This window comes from Burkholderia sp. AU32262 (assembly GCF_020419985.1).
GTDB classification, from domain to species: Bacteria; Pseudomonadota; Gammaproteobacteria; order Burkholderiales; family Burkholderiaceae; genus Burkholderia; species Burkholderia semiarida.
In genome coordinates this window covers 77,397-97,127 of sequence record NZ_JAIZRS010000009.1, presented here as the reverse complement: position 1 = coordinate 97,127, position 19,731 = coordinate 77,397, and the positions used below count along the sequence as shown (strand labels likewise).

Below are 19,731 nucleotides of genomic sequence, written 5' to 3'. Positions count from 1 at the left end.
AAGGGGACGAACGAGGGCGGGGAGGATGCTTAAATCAACGCGCGAGCCGGGCGGAACGACTACAACGGATACAAGCGGCGAAACCCCAGTATAGCGCCGCGTCCGCATGAGGCCCGTTTTTTGCGCCGCCGGGAACTATCGGCGCGCAGGAAAAATCCCAGAAACAATGTTATGGTGCATTGCACAAAGTTAAACGGTGCACCCATTGCGGCGCTTTCATGGCGCCCCTATTTTTCCTGACTGCGAGCCCGATCGATGACCAAAAGTCTGACCAAGGTGTGGCTTGGCGGCATGAAACGCATGCTGTCTCCGGCCACCAAGCGCGGCGCGCGCGATGCGCAACGCATCGCACGCGACGCACTCGAGGCCGCCTCTCCCGCCGTGTCCGATCTGTCCCCGCCACGCGAATCGCGCGTACGGCCGCGCGCGGCCGCATGGGCGGCGGGCGAGTGGACACGCGGCGAACATCCGATGACGCCCGCGCTCGGGCGGCTGGTCCAGAACCTCGCGTACGGGCTCTACGTACCGCCCGGCCGGCGGCGCGGCGCGATGCCGCTCGTCGTGATGCTGCACGGATGTCAGCAGTCGGCGGATGAATTCGCGCAGGGCACGCGGATGAACCTGCTGGCCGACAAGCACGGCTTCGCGGTGCTGTATCCGGAACAGTCGCTGCGCGCGCACGCGCACGGCTGCTGGCACTGGTATGAAGACACCGACCGCGCGGGGCGCGGCGAGGCGGACACGGTGGCGTCGCTGGTCGACGCGCTGGTCGACGAGCACGGTTTCGACGCGTCGCGCGTCTACGTCGCCGGGCTGTCGGCCGGCGCGGGGCTCGCGTCGCTTCTTGCACTGCACCATCCGGAGCGCTTCGCGGCGATCGCGTTGCACTCGGGCCCCGCGCTCGGCGAGGCGAACTCCGGCATTACCGCGATGGACGTGATGCGGCGCGGCCTGCGCCAGAACCCGGCCGCGGCGGTCGATGCGCTGGTCGATACCGGTGCGTATCCGGGCATGCCCGTGCTAATCGTCCAGGGCGACGGCGATCATGTCGTCGCGCCGAAGAATGCCGATCAACTGACCGTGCAGTTCATGCGCCTGAACGGGCTTGCCGACAGCCGCGGTGCGCTGCGCGGCGGCGAGCGCGTCGAGACGCGCGAAACGGGCGTGCAGATCACCGATGTATGCCGCGACGGCGAGCCGGTCGTGCGGCTGTGTCACGTGAAAGGGCTCGCCCACGCGTGGGCCGGCGGCGACGAAGCCGTGCCGTTTCACGCGGCGGTCGGCCCCGACGCAAGCGCGATGATCTGGTCCTTTTTCGAAACCTATCGCCGCACTGTGGCGACGGAACGACGCACCGTCTGATCGATGCTGGTCAAAGCCTAGGGTTTTCCCTATAATTCGGGAAAACCCTAGTCCAGAACCTTTGAACAGCGAGATCGACCATGTACCTGCTGAGCCACCTCTTCCTGATGCTGACCAAGAACGCCGAAAAGGCCGCGAAAGAGCGCGCCGACGCGTACCTGGCCGAAGCCACCGACATCTACGATCTCGAATTCCGCATGCGCAAGATCGATCGCGACGCGGCAATGAACCGCCCGTATTCGATCGGCGCGCGCTAAGCAGCGCGCGCGGGCCTTGCCGGCCCGCCAGTTCGACGAATCGCGCAAAAGGGCGCGTGCGGCACGATGCCGCACGCGCCCTTTTTGCATCCTGCCGGAACCCGCGGCCGTCAGACGAGCGTCAGGCGCACCGGCACGTTGTTGCGCGTGGCGTTCGAATACGGTCACACGTGGTGCGCCTTGTCGACCAGCGCCTGCGCGTCGGCCTTGTCGAGCCCCGGCAGCGACACGCGCAGCTCGATGTCGAGCCCGAAGCCGCCTGCGTCGTTCGGGCCGATGCCCACCTCCGCCGTGACTTGCGTGTCGGCCGGCAGCGTCTGCTTGTTCTGGCCCGCGACGAATTTCATCGCGCTCAGGAAACAGGCCGAGTAACCTGCGGCAAACAGCTGCTCCGGATTCGTGCCTTCCGCACCCGTGCCGCCGAGTTCGCGCGGCGCGGCCAGCTTTACTTCCAGCTTGTGGTCGGCGGATACCGCGCGGCCGTCGCGGCCGCCCGTGCTCGTGGCGCTGGTCTTGTACAGAATGTTCATCGTGCTGCTCCTGTCGGGAAGAGAGGGAGAAAGCGGTCCGGTCCAACGGGGTGTCGCCGGCCACGAAGCAAATATAGAGCACAAATCATTAGTGTGCAAATTAAATTTCGAAGAAAAAGCCCGGCACGCCGGGCGGTCGATCCGAGCTCGAGCGTCAGCGTTCGTTGGCCGCCGACAAAGCGTCGCGCAACTGCTGGAGATCGGCGCGCAGCCTGATCAGGAATTCGGGTGTCTGTTGCATCGCGCAAAAGAGGTCGGCGGGCACCGAGCGCGCGCGCTCCTTTAGCGCACGGCCTTCCGGCGTCACGCGCACGTTGACGACGCGTTCGTCGGTCGCGCTTCGCGCGCGCTCGACGTAGCCGAGCGCCTCCAGTCGCTTGAGCAGCGGCGTGACCGTGGCCGGATCGAGGTCGAGCCGCGCGGCGATGTCCTTCACGGCCATGTCGTCGCGCTCCCACAGCACGAGCATCGCGAGATATTGGGGATAGGTCAGCGACAGCTTGTCGAGCAGCGGCTTGTACGCCTTCGTCATCGCGTGCGAAGTCGAATAAAGCGCGAAGCAGAGTTGCTCGTCGAGTGTCTGGGGCAGCGCGGGCAGGCGATCCATGGTTCGGAAAGCGCATCGGATGCGCGAACGATTTGCACACGAATTATTTTGCGCGCAAAAGGTTTGGCTGAACAGGGGGGCCGGAGAGCAGTCGATATGGAAAAAGGGGAGACCAGAAGCGCGCCGGCGACGACCGGGGGCCGAACAGCGGAGCGGCCGGCGACATGCGCCGGCCGGAAGCAGGATCAGCGGCCCGGCATCGTCGTCGTCGCACCCGGTTCCTGCACGCCGAAGCAGCCGCGATAGGTCGCGTAGAACGAGCAGTACAGCATCGTGACGATGATGATCGTCACCGGCATCATGATCGTCAGCGCATACGCCCCCGCGCCCAGCGCTTGCAGCAGCAGCGACAGCGCGAGCGACGTGCCGAGCGCGACGGCGAACCACAGCACGCCGTACACGACGAACGCGCCGCGATTGCGCCAGCAGCTGACGACGCTGAAGAACAGCGCCTTCGCGGGCGGGACGTCATGCCATGCGACCAGCACCGGCGCGAACCAGAACAGCATCGCGACCGGCAGATAGAGCAGCGTCGCGAAGAACAGCGCGCCGAGCGCGCCTTGCGCGGCGAGCGTCTCGGGCGTCGTGTTCGCTTCGTCGGCCGCGCCCATCATCATGTGGAACAGCGCGCCGCCGTCCACGAACGACGAAGCGGCGAACACCAGCACCATCGACGCGACGTAGATCACGCCGAGCGCGAGCAGCCGCTGGGTCGCGATGGTGCCGTACGAGCGAAAGCCGTCCACGAGGATCGTCGGCATCACGGTCTTGCCGGCCACCGTGTCGCGGCATGCGGCCATGAAGCCGACCGCGATGCCGGGAATGAACACCAACGGCAGCGCCGAGCCGATCACGGGCACCATCGACACCAGCGTGATCGCGAGCAGGTACGTGAAGAACAGCGTGATGAACGCGAGCGGATTCCGGCGGAACAGCCAGATGCCTTGACGGAACCAGACATAGCCCGTTTTGGCGGGCACTTCGATCAGTTGCATGCGGTTTGGATCTCGGGAAGCGCGGGCGTATGCGCGATACGCTCACGCAGAATGCGTTCGAAATGGCCGGGGTCGTGCGGCTTGAGCATCTCGGCCGCGCGCGGCAGGTAGAAGTCGTACAGGCGCGACACCCAGAAGCGGTACGCGCCGGCGCGCAGCATGTCGCTCCAGTGGCGGCGCTCCTCGGCCGTGAACGGCCGAACCGTCTGGTACGCGCGCAGCAGCGCATCGGCGCGTGCGACGTCGAGCGCGCCGGTCGCGAGGTCGACGCACCAGTCGTTGACGGTGACCGCGACGTCGAACAGCCACTTGTCGCAGCCCGCGAAATAGAAGTCGAAGAAACCGCCGAGCCGGACGTCGTGGCCGGTGCCGGGCGCTGCGTGCGCGAACAGCACGTTGTCGCGGAACAGGTCGCAATGGCATGGGCCGGCCGGTAGCGCCGCATAGTCGTCCGACGCGAAGAAGCCGGCCTGGTGCGCGAGCTCGCCTTCGAGCAGCGTGCGTTGCGCGTCCGTGATGAACGGCACGATGGCCGGCACGTTCTCCTGCCACCACGGCAGGCTGCGCAGGTTCGGCTGGCTGCGCGGATAGTCGCGCCCCGCGAGATGCAGGCGCGCGAGCATCTGCCCGACCTCGATGCAGTGTTCGACCCGGGGCGCGAGTTCGGCCGCGCCGTCGAGCTTCGTGACGATCGCGGCCGGCTTGCCGTGCAGCTCGCCGAACAGCGCGCCGTCGTCACGCGGGACCGGGTCCGGCACCGGCACGCCGTGGGCGGCCAGATGGCGCATCAGGTCGAGGTAGAACGGCAACTGCTGCGCCGTGAGCTTTTCGAAGATCGTGAGGACGTATTCGCCGCGCGTCGTCGTCAGGAAGAAATTGCTGTTTTCGATACCGGACGGAATGCCGCGGAACGCCAGCACGTCGCCCAGTTCGTAGTGGCGCATCCATTGCGCGAGATCGGAGTCGGAAACAGCGGTGAAAACGGCCATGCGGGATGCGTCAGGTCAGGGTGTCGGCACGCGGGCGGCGTGCAGCGCGACAGCAGGTGAAGGGGCGGCGCGGCGCGATCGACGCGCCGCGCCACGGAATCAGTAGCGCAGGTTCAGCGACGGCAGGCGCGTAATCGGGATGCCGGCGTCGTGCGGCTTCGGCGACGTGTCGGGCGTCGAGCTCATCTGGTAGCGCGTGCCGAAGTTCGACTTCACGTCGATCTCGACCGGCTTGCCGCGGTCGCGGTACTCGGTGACTTCGGTGCCGTTCTTGCTCTTTTCGTGGAAGCTCGGCGTGCGGCGGATGTCCGCGAAGTCGACTTTCGACGTGACTTCGGCGCCGGGCCGGTTGATCTTGCGGAGATCGGGCAGGCCGGCGGCTTCGTTGGCCTCGGCCCGGGCCTGCGCGTCGGCGCCCGGCGCGTCGGCCTCAGGCGTGCCGCCGGCGGCGTGAGCGACGCTGGCGGCGGCAAACGCGACGGCAGCGGCGACGAAAATGAGCGGCTTCATGATGAGTCTCCAGTGAACCCACCGATTTTAGCAAATACTGCGCGCCATCCGGCCCCTGCGTGCGCGTGGGCGGCCATAAAGGCGCCCGGGTTCCGTGGTAATGTCGTCGGATCAGACGAGGTGATGAAAATGAAGAACGATTTGAGCCGCCGGCACCGTGTGCTGTCGCCCGAAAGCCCGTCGGTCGAGGCTTTCGACGATCCGATCGCCGCGGTCGCGCGGCTGTCCGCCATCTACGACACGAACACGGGCTTCCTGCGCGATGCGTTCGCGCGCTATCGCCGCCACGAAGCGATTACCGAGCACGTGCGCGCATGCTATCCGTTCGTGCGGATCCGCACCGACGTCAACACGCACGTCGATTCGCGCCGCTCGTACGGCTTCGTCGCGGGCCCCGGCGTATTCGAGACGACGGTCACGCGCCCCGATCTCTTCGCGAACTACTACCGCGAGCAACTGCGCCTGTTGGCGAAGAACCACCATGTCAAGATCGAGATCGGCGTGTCGTCGCAGCCGATTCCGATCCATTTCGCGTTTCCGGAAGGCATTCATCTCGAGGGCGAACTCGATCGCGACCGGCTGCTCGCGATGCGCGACATCTTCGACACGCCCGACCTGTCGTATCTCGACGACCGCATCGTCAACGGCACGTTCGAGCCGGCGCCCGGCGAGCCGCATCCGCTCGCGCTGTTCACGGCCGCGCGCGTCGACTTCTCGCTGCACCGGCTGCGCCACTACACGGCGACGTCGCCCACGCACTTCCAGAATTACGTGCTCTACACGAACTACCAGTTCTACATCGACGAGTTCGTGAAGCTTGGCCGCACGATGATGACGGAAAGCGACGATCCCGAGGTGCGCGCGTACCGCAGCGAGTACAGCGCGTTCGTCGAGCCGGGCGACGTCGTCACGTACAACGCGAACCTCGGCGGCGAGCCGGCCGAGGGCACCGCGCCGCCGCGCCTGCCGCAGATGCCCGCGTATCATCTGAAGCGCGCGGACGGCAGCGGGATCACGATGGTCAACATCGGGGTCGGCCCGTCGAACGCGAAGACGATCACCGACCACATCGCGGTGCTGCGTCCGCACGCGTGGGTGATGCTCGGCCACTGCGCAGGGCTGCGCAACACGCAGCGTCTCGGCGACTACGTGCTCGCGCACGGTTACGTGCGGGAAGATCACGTGCTCGACGCCGACCTGCCGCTGTGGGTGCCGATCCCGGCGCTGGCCGAAGTGCAGCTCGCGCTCGAGCGCGGCGTGGCCGAGGTCACGCGGCTGGAGGGCGTGGAACTGAAGCGCGTGATGCGCACGGGCACGGTCGCGAGCGTCGACAACCGCAACTGGGAGCTGCGCGACCATCGCGAGCCCGTGCAGCGGCTGTCGCAGAGCCGCGCGATCGCGCTCGACATGGAAAGCGCGACGATCGCCGCGAACGGCTTCCGCTTCCGGGTGCCGTACGGCACGTTGCTGTGCGTGTCGGACAAGCCGCTGCACGGCGAGCTGAAGTTGCCGGGCATGGCCGACACGTTCTATCGCGGGCAGGTCGACCAGCATCTGCAGATCGGCGTGAAGGCGATGGAGATCCTGCGCACGAACGGGCTCGACAAGCTGCATAGTCGGAAGCTGCGGAGCTTTGCGGAAGTGGCGTTCCAGTAACGGCACGGCGCAACGGCATCCATCACGACAAAGGCCGCATGCGAACTTGCGTTCACGTGCGGCCTTGTTCTTTTCGTTTCGGTGCGAAGGCCGGGCGGCCCCGCGCCCGGGCGCTCAGCATTCGCCCTTTTTCGCGTGTCCCGGCGGGCAGTGATAGCCGCCACGCCCGCGATAGTGCTGGTGCTCTTCCCATTCGCGGCGTTCCCAGTAGCGGCGGCCGTCCCAGTAGCGATCGCCGTGCCAGCCGACGATGACCGCCGGTGCGGGGGCGACCACGACGGGGGCGGGCGCGACGACGACCGGCGCGGGCGTGCCGATGTTGACGTCGACGTTGACGGCGTGAGCGAGGCCGGACAGCGAAAGGCCGAGGCCGGCGAAAGCGAGGGCGATCAGCGAGCGTTGCATGTTCTTTTCCGTGGTGTCGTGATGAATAGGCCGACGCGACGCGATGGAAGCGAGGGGGCCGCTCCACCGGGGGAACGCCGCGCCGACAGAATGCAGTGTGCTGCCGCGCGACGGAAAAGGCGAGTCGTGATTATTACGGAGGATTGGCGGTGCACAGGCGCGCGAAGGGCCATCCATTTGACATTGGCGGGCCGCCGGTGCGGCTGATCCCGCCGCATGACGCAGCGCCGACTGCGGGATTTGACATTCGACCGCGCGCGGCGGCGAACGGGCATTAACAGCGCGTTACAAAGTCCCGCCCGGCGGGCCACCGGATCGCGCTGCCCTTTGCGTGCAAAGCACGACAGCCGGCCGTCGGGCCGGCTGTCGTCACTGACCGGTTACAGATAGAACATCCGGTCTTCTTCAGGCCGCGGCGGTTGATCGTCGCCGTCCGAACCTTCTTCTTCCTCGCCGCTGTCCTCGTAGAACGCGAGCACCGCGTCGAGCACCTGGTCGGGATCGTCGATCACCTGCATCAGGTTCATGTCTTCCGGATTGATCAGGCCCATCGGAATCAGTTGATCGCGGAACCATTGCAGCAGCCCCTGCCAGAATTCGCTGCCGACCAGGATGATCGGCACGAGGCGCGACTTCTTCGTCTGGATCAGCGTGAGCACTTCGGACAGTTCGTCGAGCGTGCCGAAGCCGCCCGGCATCACGATCACGGCATCCGAGTTCTTCACGAACGTGACCTTGCGCGTGAAGAAATGGCGGAAGCGCAGCGAGATGTCCTGATAGTGGTTGCCGGCCTGCTCGTGCGGCAGCTCGATGTTCAGGCCGACCGACGGCGCCTTGCCGGCGTGCGCACCCTTGTTCGCGGCTTCCATGATGCCGGGGCCGCCGCCGGAGATCACCGCGAAGCCGGCGTCCGACAGCTTGCGCGCGATCTGCGCGGCAAGTTTGTAGTGCGGGTTGTCGGGTTTGAGGCGGGCAGAACCGTAGATGCTGACAGCCGGGCGGATCTCCGACAGGTACTCGGTCGCCTCGATAAACTCTGCCATAATCGTGAACATCTGCCACGATGCGCGCGCCTTCTTGGCCGTCGCGCGTTCTTGATCTGCGAGCGAACGCAGACTCGGAATCACTTTTCTCTTGTTCATAATGCCTGAAGAACGAAATCTGGAAGGTAAGACCCTGCTATTGGTTGACGGTTCGAGCTATCTGTATCGGGCTTACCATGCGATGCCTGATTTGCGTGGCCCTGGCGGGGAGCCGACCGGAGCGCTCTACGGAATCATCAACATGCTGCGCCGTATGCGCAAGGAAGTCAGTGCAGAGTATAGCGCTTGCGTGTTCGATGCAAAGGGCAAGACGTTCCGCGACGACCTTTATGCCGACTATAAGGCAAACCGCCCGTCGATGCCGCCCGATCTCGCGTTGCAGGTCGAGCCGATCCACGGCGCGGTGCGCGCGCTCGGCTGGCCGCTGCTGATGGTCGAAGGCGTCGAGGCCGACGACGTGATCGGCACGCTCGCGCGCGAAGCCGAACGGCACGGGATGAACGTGATCGTGTCGACCGGCGACAAGGATCTCGCGCAGCTCGTGACCGATCGCGTCACGCTCGTCAACACGATGACCAACGAAACGCTCGATCGCGACGGCGTGATCGCGAAGTTCGGCGTGCCGCCCGAGCGGATCATCGACTACCTCGCGCTGATCGGCGACACCGTCGACAACGTGCCGGGCGTCGAGAAGTGCGGGCCGAAGACGGCCGTGAAGTGGCTGTCGCAATACGACAGCCTCGACGGCGTGATCGAACACGCGGGCGAGATCAAGGGCGTGGTCGGCGACAACCTGCGCCGCGCGCTCGATTTCCTGCCGCTCGGCCGCAAGCTCGTGACCGTCGACACGTCGTGCGATCTCGCGCCGCATCTCGAGTCGATCGAGGCGTCGCTGAAAACGGACGGCGAAGCACGCGAGCTGCTGCGCGACATCTTCGCGCGCTACGGCTTCAAGACCTGGCTGCGCGAAGTCGACAGCGCACCCGCGGAAGGCGGCGGCGCCGATGCGCCGGAAGGCGATCCCGCACCGGTCGTCGCAGCGGACATCGCGCGCGAATACGACACGATCCAGACCTGGGCGCAATTCGACGCGTGGTTCGCGAAGATCGACGCGGCCGCGCTGACCGCGTTCGACACCGAGACGACCGCGCTCGATCCGATGCTCGCGCGGCTCGTCGGGCTGTCGTTCTCGGTCGAGCCGGGCAAGGCGGCCTATCTGCCCGTCGCGCACCGCGGCCCCGACATGCCCGAGCAGCTTCCGCTCGACGAAGTGCTCGCGCGCCTGAAGCCGTGGCTCGAATCGGCCGATCGCAAGAAGGTCGGCCAGCACCTGAAGTACGACGCGCAGGTGCTCGCGAACTACGACATCGCGCTGAACGGCATCGAGCACGACACGCTGCTCGAATCGTACGTGCTCGAATCGCACCGCACGCACGACATGGACAGCCTCGCGCTGCGTCATCTGGGCGTCAAGACGATCAAGTACGAGGACGTGGCGGGCAAGGGCGCGAAGCAGATCGGTTTCGACGAAGTGGCGCTCGACCAGGCCGCTGCGTACGCGGCCGAGGATGCGGACATCACGCTGCAGCTCCATCACGCGATGTATCCGCAGGTCGCGCGCGAACCGGGCCTCGAGCGCGTGTACCGCGACATCGAGATGCCGGTGTCGCTCGTGCTGCGCAAGATGGAGCGCACCGGCGTGCTGATCGACGATGCGCTGTTGCAGGCGCAAAGCAGCGAGATCGCGACGCGCCTCATCGAGCTCGAGGGGCAGGCGTACGAGCTGGCCGGCGGCGAATTCAATCTCGGGTCGCCAAAGCAGATCGGGCAGATCTTCTTCGAGAAGCTGCAGTTGCCGGTCGTGAAGAAAACGCCGAGCGGCGCGCCGTCGACCGACGAGGAAGTGCTGCAGAAGCTGGCCGAGGACTACCCGCTGCCGAAGGTGCTGCTCGAGCATCGCGGGCTGTCGAAGCTGAAGTCGACCTATACCGACAAGCTGCCGCGCATGGTGAATCCCGTCACCGGCCGCGTGCACACGAACTATGCGCAAGCGGTCGCGGTCACGGGCCGGCTTGCGTCGAACGACCCCAATCTTCAGAACATTCCGGTGCGCACGGCCGAAGGTCGGCGCATCCGCGAGGCATTCATCGCATCGCGGGGCCACCGGATCGTGTCGGCCGACTACTCGCAGATCGAGCTGCGGATCATGGCGCACATTTCCGGCGACGCGTCGCTGCTGCGCGCGTTCTCGCAGGGCGAGGACATCCATCGCGCGACGGCCGCCGAAGTGTTCGGCGTGACGCCGCTGGAGGTCAATTCCGACCAGCGCCGGATCGCGAAGGTGATCAACTTCGGGCTCATCTACGGGATGAGCGCGTTCGGGCTTGCATCGAACCTCGGCATCACGCGCGACGCGGCGAAGCTCTATATCGACCGCTATTTCACCCGCTATCCGGGTGTCGCGCAGTACATGGAAGACACGCGCGCGACCGCGAAGGAGAAGGGCTACGTCGAAACCGTTTTCGGTCGCCGCCTGTGGCTGCCCGAGATCAACGGCGGCAACGGCCCGCGCCGCCAGGCGGCCGAGCGCGCGGCGATCAATGCACCGATGCAGGGCACGGCGGCCGACCTGATCAAGCTGTCGATGATCGCGGTGGACGACTGGCTGACGCGCGACAAGCTCGCGTCGCGGATGATCATGCAGGTGCACGATGAACTGGTGCTCGAGGTGCCGGAACGCGAGCTGCCGCTCGTGCGCGAGAAACTCCCGGAAATGATGTGCGGCGTCGCGAAGCTGAAGGTGCCGCTGGTCGCCGAGGTGGGCGCCGGCGCGAACTGGGAAGAGGCACACTGACGCACCCCCGCGCGGTTCCCGTTTCCCGCGGCATATTGTTGCAGGGATGCCAAATATCGAGATGGTTTGCTTGTGGTCAACGCGCAAGCTCCCGGACAATGCATGTGAGTCATGTCATTGACGCGGGGCGGCGCGCCCTGCGTTCCGGATCGGACGCATCGAAGTGCTTCGAACTGCACATCGATGACGTCCGAACCGGTTAATCCACCGGGCGGCGCGCGTATAGGCGTTTGCTTCATCCGGCGGCAGCAGTTTCGAATCGCAAAGGGGGAATCAGATGCATCGGATCATCATCGTAGGCGGAGGCGCCGGCGGCCTGGAACTGGCGACGCGGCTCGGCGACCGTTACGGCGCGCGCGGCAATCGTCCCGCGCGTGCGCTTGTCACGCTCGTCGACCGCAATCCGACGCACATCTGGAAACCGTTGCTGCACGAGGTCGCGGCAGGCAGCATGGACCCGTTCACGCAGGAGCTCGAGTATGCGGCGCAGGCGCGCTGGCACGGCTTCGAGTTCCAGCAGGGCGAGCTGACCGGGCTCGATCGCGCGGCGAAGCGCGTCACGCTGTCGCCCCTCAACGACAGCGACGGCGCGGAACTGTTGCCGGCGCGCGAGCTGGAATACGACACGCTCGTGATCGCGATCGGCAGCACGACCCACTTCTTCGGCGTGCAGGGCGCACCGGAAAACGCGATCGCGCTCGACACGGTCGGGGAGGCCGAACGGTTCCGCAAGCGGCTGATCGCGGCGTGCATGCGCGCCGAGCACCAGGCGCCGGCGCCGAGCGCGCCGGGCGAGTCGGCCGAACCGCGCATCCAGGTCGTGATCGTCGGCGGCGGCGCGACGGGCGTCGAGTTGTCCGCGGAACTGCGCAATACCGCGCAGGTGCTGTCCGCGTACGGGCTGCACAAGCTCGATCCGCGCCATGACGTCGGCATCGTGCTGATCGAATCGGGGCCGCGGATCCTGCCGGCACTGCAGGAGCGCGTGTCGGCGGCGACGGCCGAACTGCTCGAGAAGCTCGGCGTGCGGCTGATGCTCGGCGAGCGCGTGACCGAGGTGGCGCCCGGGTTCGTGCATACCGCGAGCGGCAAGGCGGTGCGCGCGGACCTGACGGTCTGGGCGGCGGGCATCAAGGCGCCGTCCGTGCTTTCGCACCTCGACGGCCTCCAGGTCAACAAGCTCGGGCAGCTCGACGTGCGCCGCACGCTGCAGACCTTCACCGACGACAACGTGTTCGCGCTCGGCGATTGCGCGGCCTGCGCATGGCCCGGCAACGAACGCAACGTCCCGCCGCGCGCGCAGGCGGCGCACCAGCAGGCGAGTTTCCTGCTCAAGGCGATCGGCTGCCGGCTCGAGGGGCGCCCGCTGCCCGAGTTCACGTATCGCGATTTCGGTTCGCTCGTGTCGCTCGGCCACTTCAGTGCGGTCGGCAACCTGATGGGCGGGCTGATCGGCGGCAACATGCTGATCGAAGGGCTGTTCGCGCGCTTCATGTACATGTCGCTGTATCGGCTGCACATCGCGGCGCTGCACGGTTATCCGCGGATGATGCTCGACACGGTCGCGCACTGGTTGCGGCGCACGACGCTGCCGCGCGTCAAGCTGCACTGATCGCACGCTTGCGCGCGGAGCGGGCGGGGATGCGCCTGTCGAGCGTGTTCGCCGCCCGTTTTTCGTTTCGATTTGCAACGATTCGGCCGCGCGACGAACCGCGATACGGGCCGCCGCACGGTCGCTCGGCGGCCCGTCGGCAGGCCGCCGTGCGATGATCGATTCGATCGCCTCAACGCGTCGTAATCGAGTCTTACACATCCGACAGTTGACGCGACAACGGATTATTGGGCATCTTGTCCGGGTTTTCGTTTGCGGCGGGGTGCCAACCGCCGCGACATCCGCGCCGTGCGCCGGTGCGATGCCCCGTCATGCCGTATCCGCGATCGTGACGGCGGCGCCCAATCGAGGAGTGCATTCATGTTGAAACCCGAAGTCGACAGCCTGGTCCCCCATGTCCCGTTCTCGCGCCGCAAGTTCATGCAGGCTGCGCTGGGCGGCACCTTCGCGGCGGCCGTGCTGCCCGTGTCGGCGCAGACGGTCACGACCGACAGCGCCGGGCTGGACGTCGACACCATCGAGATCCGCTCGGGCGATGCGAGCGTGCCGGCATATCGCGCGCAGCCGGTCGACAAGACGAACCTGCCGGTCGTCATCGTGATTCACGAGATCTTCGGCGTGCACGCGCATATCGCCGATGTGTGCCGGCGCTTCGCGAAGCTCGGCTATCTCGCGATCGCGCCCGACCTGTTCGCCCGGCAGGGCAACGCGGCGAAGTATCCGACGATCCAGGCGCTGGTCGACAACATCGTCAGCAAGGTGCCGGACCGGCAGGTGACGGAGGATCTCGACGCGACGGTCGCGTGGGCCGGCAAGAACGGCGGCGACCTGACGCGCCTCGGTGTGACCGGGTTCTGCTGGGGCGGCCGCCAGGCGTGGCTGTATGCGGAACACAATCCGCACGTGCGGGCCGCGGTGGCGTGGTACGGGTTCGTCGAGGGCAAGACCGACGAGATGACGCCGTTCAACCCGGTCGATCACGCATCGTTGTTGAAGGTGCCGGTACTCGGCCTGTACGGCGAGAAGGATCAGAACATCACGCAGGCGTCGCTCGCGGACATGCGCAAGGCGATCCAGGCGAGCGATTCGAAGCTCGCGCGCGAATCGGAGATCGTCGTGTATCCGGATGCCGGCCACGCGTTCTTCGCCGATTACCGGCCGAGCTATGTGAAGGCCGATGCCGAGGATGGCTGGAAGCGCGCCATCGAGTGGTTCCACAAGTACGGCGTGATGTGAACGACGAGCGGCGGCATCGGCCGCCGCGGCACCGGCCGCCGCGGCATCGGCCGCCGCGGCATCGGCCGCCGCATCATCCTCATCGCGTCGCGTGGGTGCTCAAGGGTTCGGGCCGGTCGCGATCGGCCGCGACGGATCGGCGCTCCATTCGCTCCACGAGCCCGGGTACAGCGACGCGCCGTGCAGGCCCGCCACTTCCAGCGCCAGCGCGTTGTGGCATGCGGTGACGCCGGAGCCGCATTGCAGGATCACGCGGTTCGGCTCGGTGCCGGCCAGCACGGCGGTGAATGCCTCGCGCAATTCATGACCGGTCTTGAAGCGGCCGTCGGCAGTCAGGTTGTCCTTGAAGAAGCGGTTGCGCGCACCGGGAATGTGGCCGCCTACCCGATCGATCGTTTCATTTTCGCCGCGATAGCGGTCCGGTGCGCGTGCATCGATCACGACGCGCGCGGGCGACGACACGTTCGCGAGCACGGCAGCTGCATCGACCGTCGATTCGAGTGGCGTTGCCGTGCGGAAATCGCCGGCGGCCGGTTGCGGCACGTCGGTCGTCAGCGGCTGGCCGGCCGCTTCCCACGCCTGCAGCCCGCCGTCGAGCACGGCAACCGAATCGTGGCCGAGCCAGCGCAGCAGCCACCACAGGCGCGCTGCATAGGCGCCGCCTTGCGCGTCGTACGCGACGACCTGCTGACCCTGCTTGAGGCCGCGGCTCGCGAGCAGCGTGGCGAGCGCGTCGCGGGTCGGCAGCGGATGGCGGCCGTTGGTGCCCGTCTTGCGGCCGGACAGGTCGCGATCGAGATGAAGATATTGCGCGCCGGGGAGGTGGCCGGCCGCGTAGGCGGCCTCGCCGGCGCCGGGATCGGCGAGATCGAAGCGGCAGTCGAACAGCGCGACGCTGCCGGGCGCCGCGGCCAGGCGCTCGGCGAGATTGGCGGCGGAGATGAGCGTGGTGTAATGAGTGTGTGGCATGACGGCTCCCTGGAGTGCGAATGGCCTGACACTCCAAGTCTAAACAAAAAAGACGGGCCGAAGCCCGTCTTTTCGCTTGCCGGCGGCCGGGCGGCGTCGAGGCGCCGCGGCCGCTGTCAGAGGTCGCCGAGGTGGCGGCGCAGGAACTCGTGGAAGTGCTGCATCCCGTCTTCCATCGGGCTCTGGTACGGGCCGACCTGCGACTCGCCGCGGGCCATCAGCGCTCGGCGGCCTGCGTCCATCCGCATCGCGATCTCGTCGTCCTCGACGGCCGTTTCCATATAGGCGGCGCGCTCGGCCTCGACGAATTCGCGTTCGAACAGCGCGATTTCCTCGGGGTAATAGAACTCGACGATGTTGGTGGTTTTCTGCGGCCCGCGCGGGATCAGCCACGACACGACCAGCACGTGCGGATACCACTCGATCATCAGGCCCGGGTAGTAGACCATCCAGATCGCGCCGAACTCCGGCGGCACGCCGTTGCGGAACTTCAGCACCTGCTCGTGCCATTTCTGGTAAGTCGCGCTGCCCGGTTTCGCGAGGGCGTTGTGCACGCCGACCGTCTGCACGCTGTACCAGTCGCCGAACTCCCATTTGAGATCGTCGCACGACACGAAGCTGCCGAGGCCCGGGTGGAACGGGACGACGTGATAATCCTCGAGGTAGACCTCGATGAACGTCTTCCAGTTGTAATCGCACTCGTGCACTTCGACGTGATCGAACAGGTACTCGGAGAAGTCGAAGTGATGCTTGGTGCCGAGGTTGGCGAGGTCGCGCGCGACGTTGCGGCCCTCGGCCTCGAACAGCAGCCCCTGCCAGTTCTGCAGCGGGCTCTTGCCCAGGTTCAGGCACGGCTTGTCGGGGAAGTGCGGCGCGCCAAGCAGCTCGCCTTCGAGGTCGTACGTCCAGCGGTGCAGCGGGCACACGATGTTCTGCGTGTGGCCGCGCCCGTTGAGCATGATCGCCTGCCGGTGGCGGCACACGTTCGACAGCAGTTCGATCCGGTTCGTCTGGTTACGGACCAGCACGCGGCCTTCCTTCTCGGACGGCAGCGCAAAATAATCCCCCGCCTCGGGCACCATCAGCTCGTGCCCGACGTAACGAGGTCCTTTCTTGAAGAGGGTTTCGATCTCGCGCTCGAGTAGCGCCTCATCGAAATATGCAGTGACTGGAAGCTGGCTGTGGGCCGACTTCAACTGAAGCGCATCGCTCAGATTGGACATTCCCACTCCCGGTGTTAGCGTGAAAGCAGTGAACAACCCAACCATCGAAAAATCGATTTAGGGAAACGGAGAATTATACCCGGTTCGCCTCGCAAGGCTAGGATTAAGTGCCTGATTTGTGTCAATTTTTTGTCGGGCTACCCTCGAAAGGCGCACACTGTGCGTCGAAGATGGGGCCGGAATTGTGCGCGGGCGCCTAAGACGGCAGGTCGGAAAATTCTCTTTTGCCGTAGAATGTCCGACTTGTTTTGAAATTTGACACCCTCGTCCATGGCGAAAACCGCATCCCCAGGCGCCACGCCGCCCGGCAATGGCACCGAACCGTTGCCGGACAATTACGAGATGGCGCTCGCGGAACTCGAGACGCTGGTTGCCCGGATGGAAGGCGGCGCGTTGAGCCTCGAGGATTCACTGGCGGCGTATCGTCGCGGTGCGACCCTCGTTGCGTTTTGCCAACAGCAGCTCGAGAAAGTGGAGCAGCAGGTCCGCGTGCTCGACGGCGCGACGCTGAAGCCGCTTTCGTCCGGAACGGCCGCCACGGACGGCGAAGACGACGATCTATGACATTCGAACAATGGATGCGGTCCGTGCTTGACCGTGTCGAGGACGCACTCGGCCACTATCTGCCGGCCGAAACCGCGACGCCCGCGAAACTTCACGAGGCGATGCGCTACGCGGTCCTCGGTGGCGGCAAACGCGTTCGCCCGCTGCTGTGCCATGCGGCAGGCGAGCTGACCGGTGCGACGGAGGCGGCCCGCAACGCCGCGGCGGCGGCGCTGGAGATGATCCACGTCTACTCGCTCGTGCATGACGACATGCCGTGCATGGACGACGATGCGCTGCGTCGCGGCAAGCCGACCGTGCACGTGCAGTACGACGAGCCGACGGCCCTGCTGGTCGGCGACGCGCTGCAGTCGCAGGCGTTCGTGGCGCTGACCGACGCCGATGCGCTGTCGCCGGTGCAGCAGGCGGCGCTCGTGCGCGAGCTGGCGCTCGCGAGCGGCTCGATCGGCATGGCCGGCGGGCAGGCGATCGACCTGGCGAGCGTCGGCCTGAAGCTGACGCGCGAGCAGCTCGAAACGATGCACCGGATGAAGACGGGCGCATTGCTGCGCGCGGCCGTGCGAATGGGCGCGCTGGCGGGCGAGACGCCTTCGGCGGAAACGATGGCTGCGCTGGACGTGTACGCGGGGGCCGTGGGTCTGGCCTTCCAGGTCGTCGACGACATTCTCGACGTCACGACCGATTCGGCGACACTCGGCAAGACGGCCGGCAAGGACGCGGCGAACGACAAGCCGACCTATGTATCGATCCTCGGTCTCGAGGCGTCGCGCGAGCTGGCAGCGCAGCTGCGCGCCGAAGCGCACGACGCGCTGAAACCGTTCGGCGCACGCGCACAGCGTCTCGCCGAACTTGCCGACCTGGTGGTGAACCGGGTCAGCTGACGCGAAAGCCCGCCGCCGCGCACACGCTACGGTGCGTGCAAAAGAATGCGGGCGCGTTTGATTTCCTACAATGGAACGACGATGTACGACTTGCTGAAAACCATCGACGACCCGGCGGATTTGCGCCGCCTCGATCGTCGCCAACTGCAACCGCTCGCGGATGAACTGCGCGCGTTCGTGCTCGACAGCGTGTCGAAGACGGGCGGCCATTTGTCGTCCAACCTCGGGACGGTCGAGCTGACGATCGCGTTGCACTACGTGTTCAACACGCCGAACGATCGCATCGTCTGGGACGTGGGTCACCAGACCTACCCGCACAAGATCCTGACGGGCCGCCGCGACCAGATGCATTCGCTGCGTCAGTACGACGGCATCTCGGGCTTCCCGCGCCGCAGCGAATCCCAATACGACACGTTCGGCACCGCGCACTCGAGCACGTCGATTTCCGCCGCGCTCGGCATGGCGATCGGCAGCCAGCTGAACGGCGACGACCGCTTCTCGATCGCCGTGATCGGCGACGGCGCGATGACGGCCGGCATGGCGTTCGAGGCGATGAACAACGCGGGCGTGTCGGAGGATGCGAAGCTGCTCGTGATCCTGAACGACAACGACATGTCGATCTCGCCGCCGGTCGGCGCGCTGAATCGCCATCTCGCCCGCCTGATGTCGGGCCGCTTCTACGCGGCCGCACGCGCGGGCGTCGAGCGTGTGCTGAGCGTCGCGCCGCCGGTGCTCGAACTCGCGCGCAAGCTCGAGGAGCACGCGAAGGGCATGGTCGTGCCGGCCACGCTGTTCGAGGAGTTCGGCTTCAACTACATCGGCCCGATCGACGGTCACGATCTCGATTCGCTGATCCCGACGCTGCAGAACATCCGCGAACTGCGCGGCCCGCAGTTCCTGCATGTGGTGACGAAGAAAGGCCAGGGCTACAAGCTCGCCGAAGCCGATCCCGTGCTCTATCACGGCCCCGGCAAGTTCAATCCGGCCGAAGGCATCAAGCCGTCGACCACGCCTGCGAAGAAGACGTACACGCAGGTGTTCGGCGAGTGGCTGTGCGACGAAGCCGAGCGCGATACGCGCGTGGTCGGCATCACGCCCGCGATGCGCGAAGGCTCGGGCATGGTCGAATTCGAGAAGCGCTTCAAGGATCGCTACTACGACGTCGGTATCGCCGAGCAGCACGCGGTGACGTTCGCGGGCGGTCTCGCGACCGAAGGGCTGAAGCCCGTCGTCGCGATCTACTCGACGTTCCTGCAGCGTGCGTACGACCAGCTGATCCACGACGTCGCGCTGCAGAACCTGCCGGTCGTGTTCGCGATCGATCGCGCGGGCCTCGTCGGCGCGGACGGCGCGACGCATGCGGGCGCGTACGATCTCGCGTTCATGCGCTGCATCCCGAACATGACGATCATGGCCGCATCCGACGAGAACGAATGCCGCCAGATGCTGCACACGGCGCTCCAGCAGCCGAACCCGACCGCGGTGCGCTATCCGCGCGGCGCGGGCACGGGCGTGGCGACGGTGAAGGAATTCACCGAGATCCCGCTCGGCAAGGGCGAAGTGCGTCGCCGCACGTCGCAGCCGGAAGGCAAGCGCGTCGCGATCCTCGCGTTCGGCACGATGGTCGCGCCGTCGCTCGCGGCGGCCGACGAACTCGACGCAACGGTCGCGAACATGCGCTTCGTGAAGCCGATCGATGCGGCGCTCGTGCGCGAGCTCGCCGAAACGCACGACTACGTCGTCACGGTCGAGGAAGGCTGCGTGATGGGCGGCGCGGGCTCGGCCTGCGTGGAAGCCCTGATGGAGAGTGGGGTTATCCGACCCGTACTACAATTGGGCCTCCCTGACCAGTTCATCGATCACGGCGACCCCGCGAAGCTGCTGTCGCAATGCGGCCTCGACGGCGCGGGCATCGCGAAATCGATTCGCGAACGCTTCCTGAACCCGGCGGCCGACGTCGCCGGTCAGGCGAAGCGCGTCGCATAAGCTGACGCCGCCTGCGGGCGGCGTCGGTGCGACTGGCGCAACCGGTCTACAT

The 19,731-nt window shown here is 66.4% G+C and carries 18 protein-coding genes; 9 read left to right on the top strand and 9 right to left on the bottom strand.

Annotation, left to right across the window (positions count from 1 at the left end; genetic code table 11):
• Positions 1–255: 255 nt before the first annotated feature.
• Together LGN10_RS13295 and LGN10_RS13290 are read left to right on the top strand one after the other, a co-directional pair.
• Complete coding sequence (locus LGN10_RS13295) at positions 256–1,362, top strand: PHB depolymerase family esterase (RefSeq protein WP_226094081.1); 1,107 nt, start codon at positions 256–258, stop codon at positions 1,360–1,362.
• Between the two features lie 80 nt (positions 1,363–1,442).
• Positions 1,443–1,619, top strand: a complete 177-nt coding sequence (locus LGN10_RS13290; RefSeq protein ID WP_069618521.1) for a DUF3563 family protein — start codon at positions 1,443–1,445, stop codon at positions 1,617–1,619.
• A 164-nt stretch (positions 1,620–1,783) separates the two neighbouring features.
• Here the strand turns inward: LGN10_RS13290 and LGN10_RS13285 are convergent, their stop codons facing one another.
• The 5 genes from LGN10_RS13285 to LGN10_RS13265 all read right to left on the bottom strand — a co-directional run bounded on the left by LGN10_RS13285 (position 1,784) and on the right by LGN10_RS13265 (position 5,250).
• Entirely contained in the window at positions 1,784–2,149 is a 366-nt protein-coding gene (locus tag LGN10_RS13285; protein ID WP_226223807.1) for an organic hydroperoxide resistance protein, read from the bottom strand.
• Positions 2,150–2,303: 154 nt separating this feature from the next.
• Entirely contained in the window at positions 2,304–2,756 is a 453-nt protein-coding gene (locus tag LGN10_RS13280) for a MarR family winged helix-turn-helix transcriptional regulator (protein ID WP_059582960.1), read from the bottom strand.
• Positions 2,757–2,941: 185 nt separating this feature from the next.
• Positions 2,942–3,751 (bottom strand): BPSS1780 family membrane protein, encoded by an 810-nt coding sequence (locus LGN10_RS13275; RefSeq protein ID WP_226223805.1) that lies wholly within the window; start codon positions 3,749–3,751, stop codon positions 2,942–2,944.
• Positions 3,742–4,740, bottom strand: a complete 999-nt coding sequence (locus tag LGN10_RS13270) for a homoserine kinase (protein WP_059582956.1) — start codon at positions 4,738–4,740, stop codon at positions 3,742–3,744. The genes LGN10_RS13275 and LGN10_RS13270 overlap by 10 nt, the downstream gene beginning before the upstream one ends.
• A 99-nt stretch (positions 4,741–4,839) precedes the next feature.
• Complete coding sequence (locus LGN10_RS13265) at positions 4,840–5,250, bottom strand: hypothetical protein (protein WP_059582953.1); 411 nt, start codon at positions 5,248–5,250, stop codon at positions 4,840–4,842.
• 129 nt (positions 5,251–5,379) lie between these two features.
• On the opposite strand from LGN10_RS13265, the gene LGN10_RS13260 reads away from it, so the two are divergent.
• Positions 5,380–6,906, top strand: a complete 1,527-nt coding sequence (locus tag LGN10_RS13260; RefSeq protein WP_011548157.1) for an AMP nucleosidase — start codon at positions 5,380–5,382, stop codon at positions 6,904–6,906.
• A 114-nt stretch (positions 6,907–7,020) separates the two neighbouring features.
• Here the strand turns inward: LGN10_RS13260 and LGN10_RS13255 are convergent, their stop codons facing one another.
• Positions 7,021–7,311, bottom strand: coding sequence for a hypothetical protein (locus LGN10_RS13255; RefSeq protein ID WP_059582944.1), 291 nt, complete (start codon positions 7,309–7,311; stop codon positions 7,021–7,023).
• Between the two features lie 380 nt (positions 7,312–7,691).
• Positions 7,692–8,453: a TIGR00730 family Rossman fold protein gene (locus tag LGN10_RS13250; RefSeq protein ID WP_059582942.1), complete on the bottom strand. Its 762-nt coding sequence runs from the start codon at positions 8,451–8,453 to the stop codon at positions 7,692–7,694.
• Between the two features lies 1 nt (position 8,454).
• Between LGN10_RS13250 and polA the strand changes: the two genes are divergently transcribed.
• The 3 genes from polA to LGN10_RS13235 all read left to right on the top strand — a co-directional run bounded on the left by polA (position 8,455) and on the right by LGN10_RS13235 (position 14,056).
• Positions 8,455–11,208 carry a DNA polymerase I gene (gene polA, locus LGN10_RS13245; protein WP_226223798.1) on the top strand — a complete coding sequence of 918 codons (2,754 nt, stop codon included), beginning with the start codon at positions 8,455–8,457 and terminating at the stop codon, positions 11,206–11,208.
• A 277-nt stretch (positions 11,209–11,485) separates the two neighbouring features.
• Complete coding sequence (locus LGN10_RS13240) at positions 11,486–12,820, top strand: NAD(P)/FAD-dependent oxidoreductase (protein ID WP_060967768.1); 1,335 nt, start codon at positions 11,486–11,488, stop codon at positions 12,818–12,820.
• Positions 12,821–13,180: 360 nt separating this feature from the next.
• Complete coding sequence (locus LGN10_RS13235) at positions 13,181–14,056, top strand: dienelactone hydrolase family protein (RefSeq protein WP_059582935.1); 876 nt, start codon at positions 13,181–13,183, stop codon at positions 14,054–14,056.
• 99 nt (positions 14,057–14,155) lie between these two features.
• Here the strand turns inward: LGN10_RS13235 and LGN10_RS13230 are convergent, their stop codons facing one another.
• Together LGN10_RS13230 and LGN10_RS13225 are read right to left on the bottom strand one after the other, a co-directional pair.
• A complete protein-coding gene (locus LGN10_RS13230; RefSeq protein ID WP_059582932.1) occupies positions 14,156–15,025 on the bottom strand; it encodes a sulfurtransferase in 870 nt (289 codons plus the stop codon).
• A 116-nt stretch (positions 15,026–15,141) separates the two neighbouring features.
• Complete coding sequence (locus LGN10_RS13225) at positions 15,142–16,248, bottom strand: aromatic ring-hydroxylating oxygenase subunit alpha (RefSeq protein WP_059582927.1); 1,107 nt, start codon at positions 16,246–16,248, stop codon at positions 15,142–15,144.
• A gap of 270 nt (positions 16,249–16,518) precedes the next feature.
• On the opposite strand from LGN10_RS13225, the gene LGN10_RS13220 reads away from it, so the two are divergent.
• From LGN10_RS13220 to dxs, 3 genes are all read left to right on the top strand, one after another.
• The gene (locus LGN10_RS13220) at positions 16,519–16,812 is read left to right on the top strand and encodes an exodeoxyribonuclease VII small subunit (protein ID WP_006479428.1); all 294 of its coding nucleotides are present in this window, start codon (positions 16,519–16,521) and stop codon (positions 16,810–16,812) included.
• A complete protein-coding gene (locus tag LGN10_RS13215) occupies positions 16,809–17,693 on the top strand; it encodes a polyprenyl synthetase family protein (protein ID WP_050011336.1) in 885 nt (294 codons plus the stop codon). Before LGN10_RS13220 ends, LGN10_RS13215 begins: the two co-directional genes overlap by 4 nt.
• A gap of 81 nt (positions 17,694–17,774) precedes the next feature.
• A complete protein-coding gene (gene dxs, locus LGN10_RS13210) occupies positions 17,775–19,679 on the top strand; it encodes a 1-deoxy-D-xylulose-5-phosphate synthase (RefSeq protein WP_059582921.1) in 1,905 nt (634 codons plus the stop codon).
• The last annotated feature ends 52 nt before the right edge of the window (positions 19,680–19,731 follow it).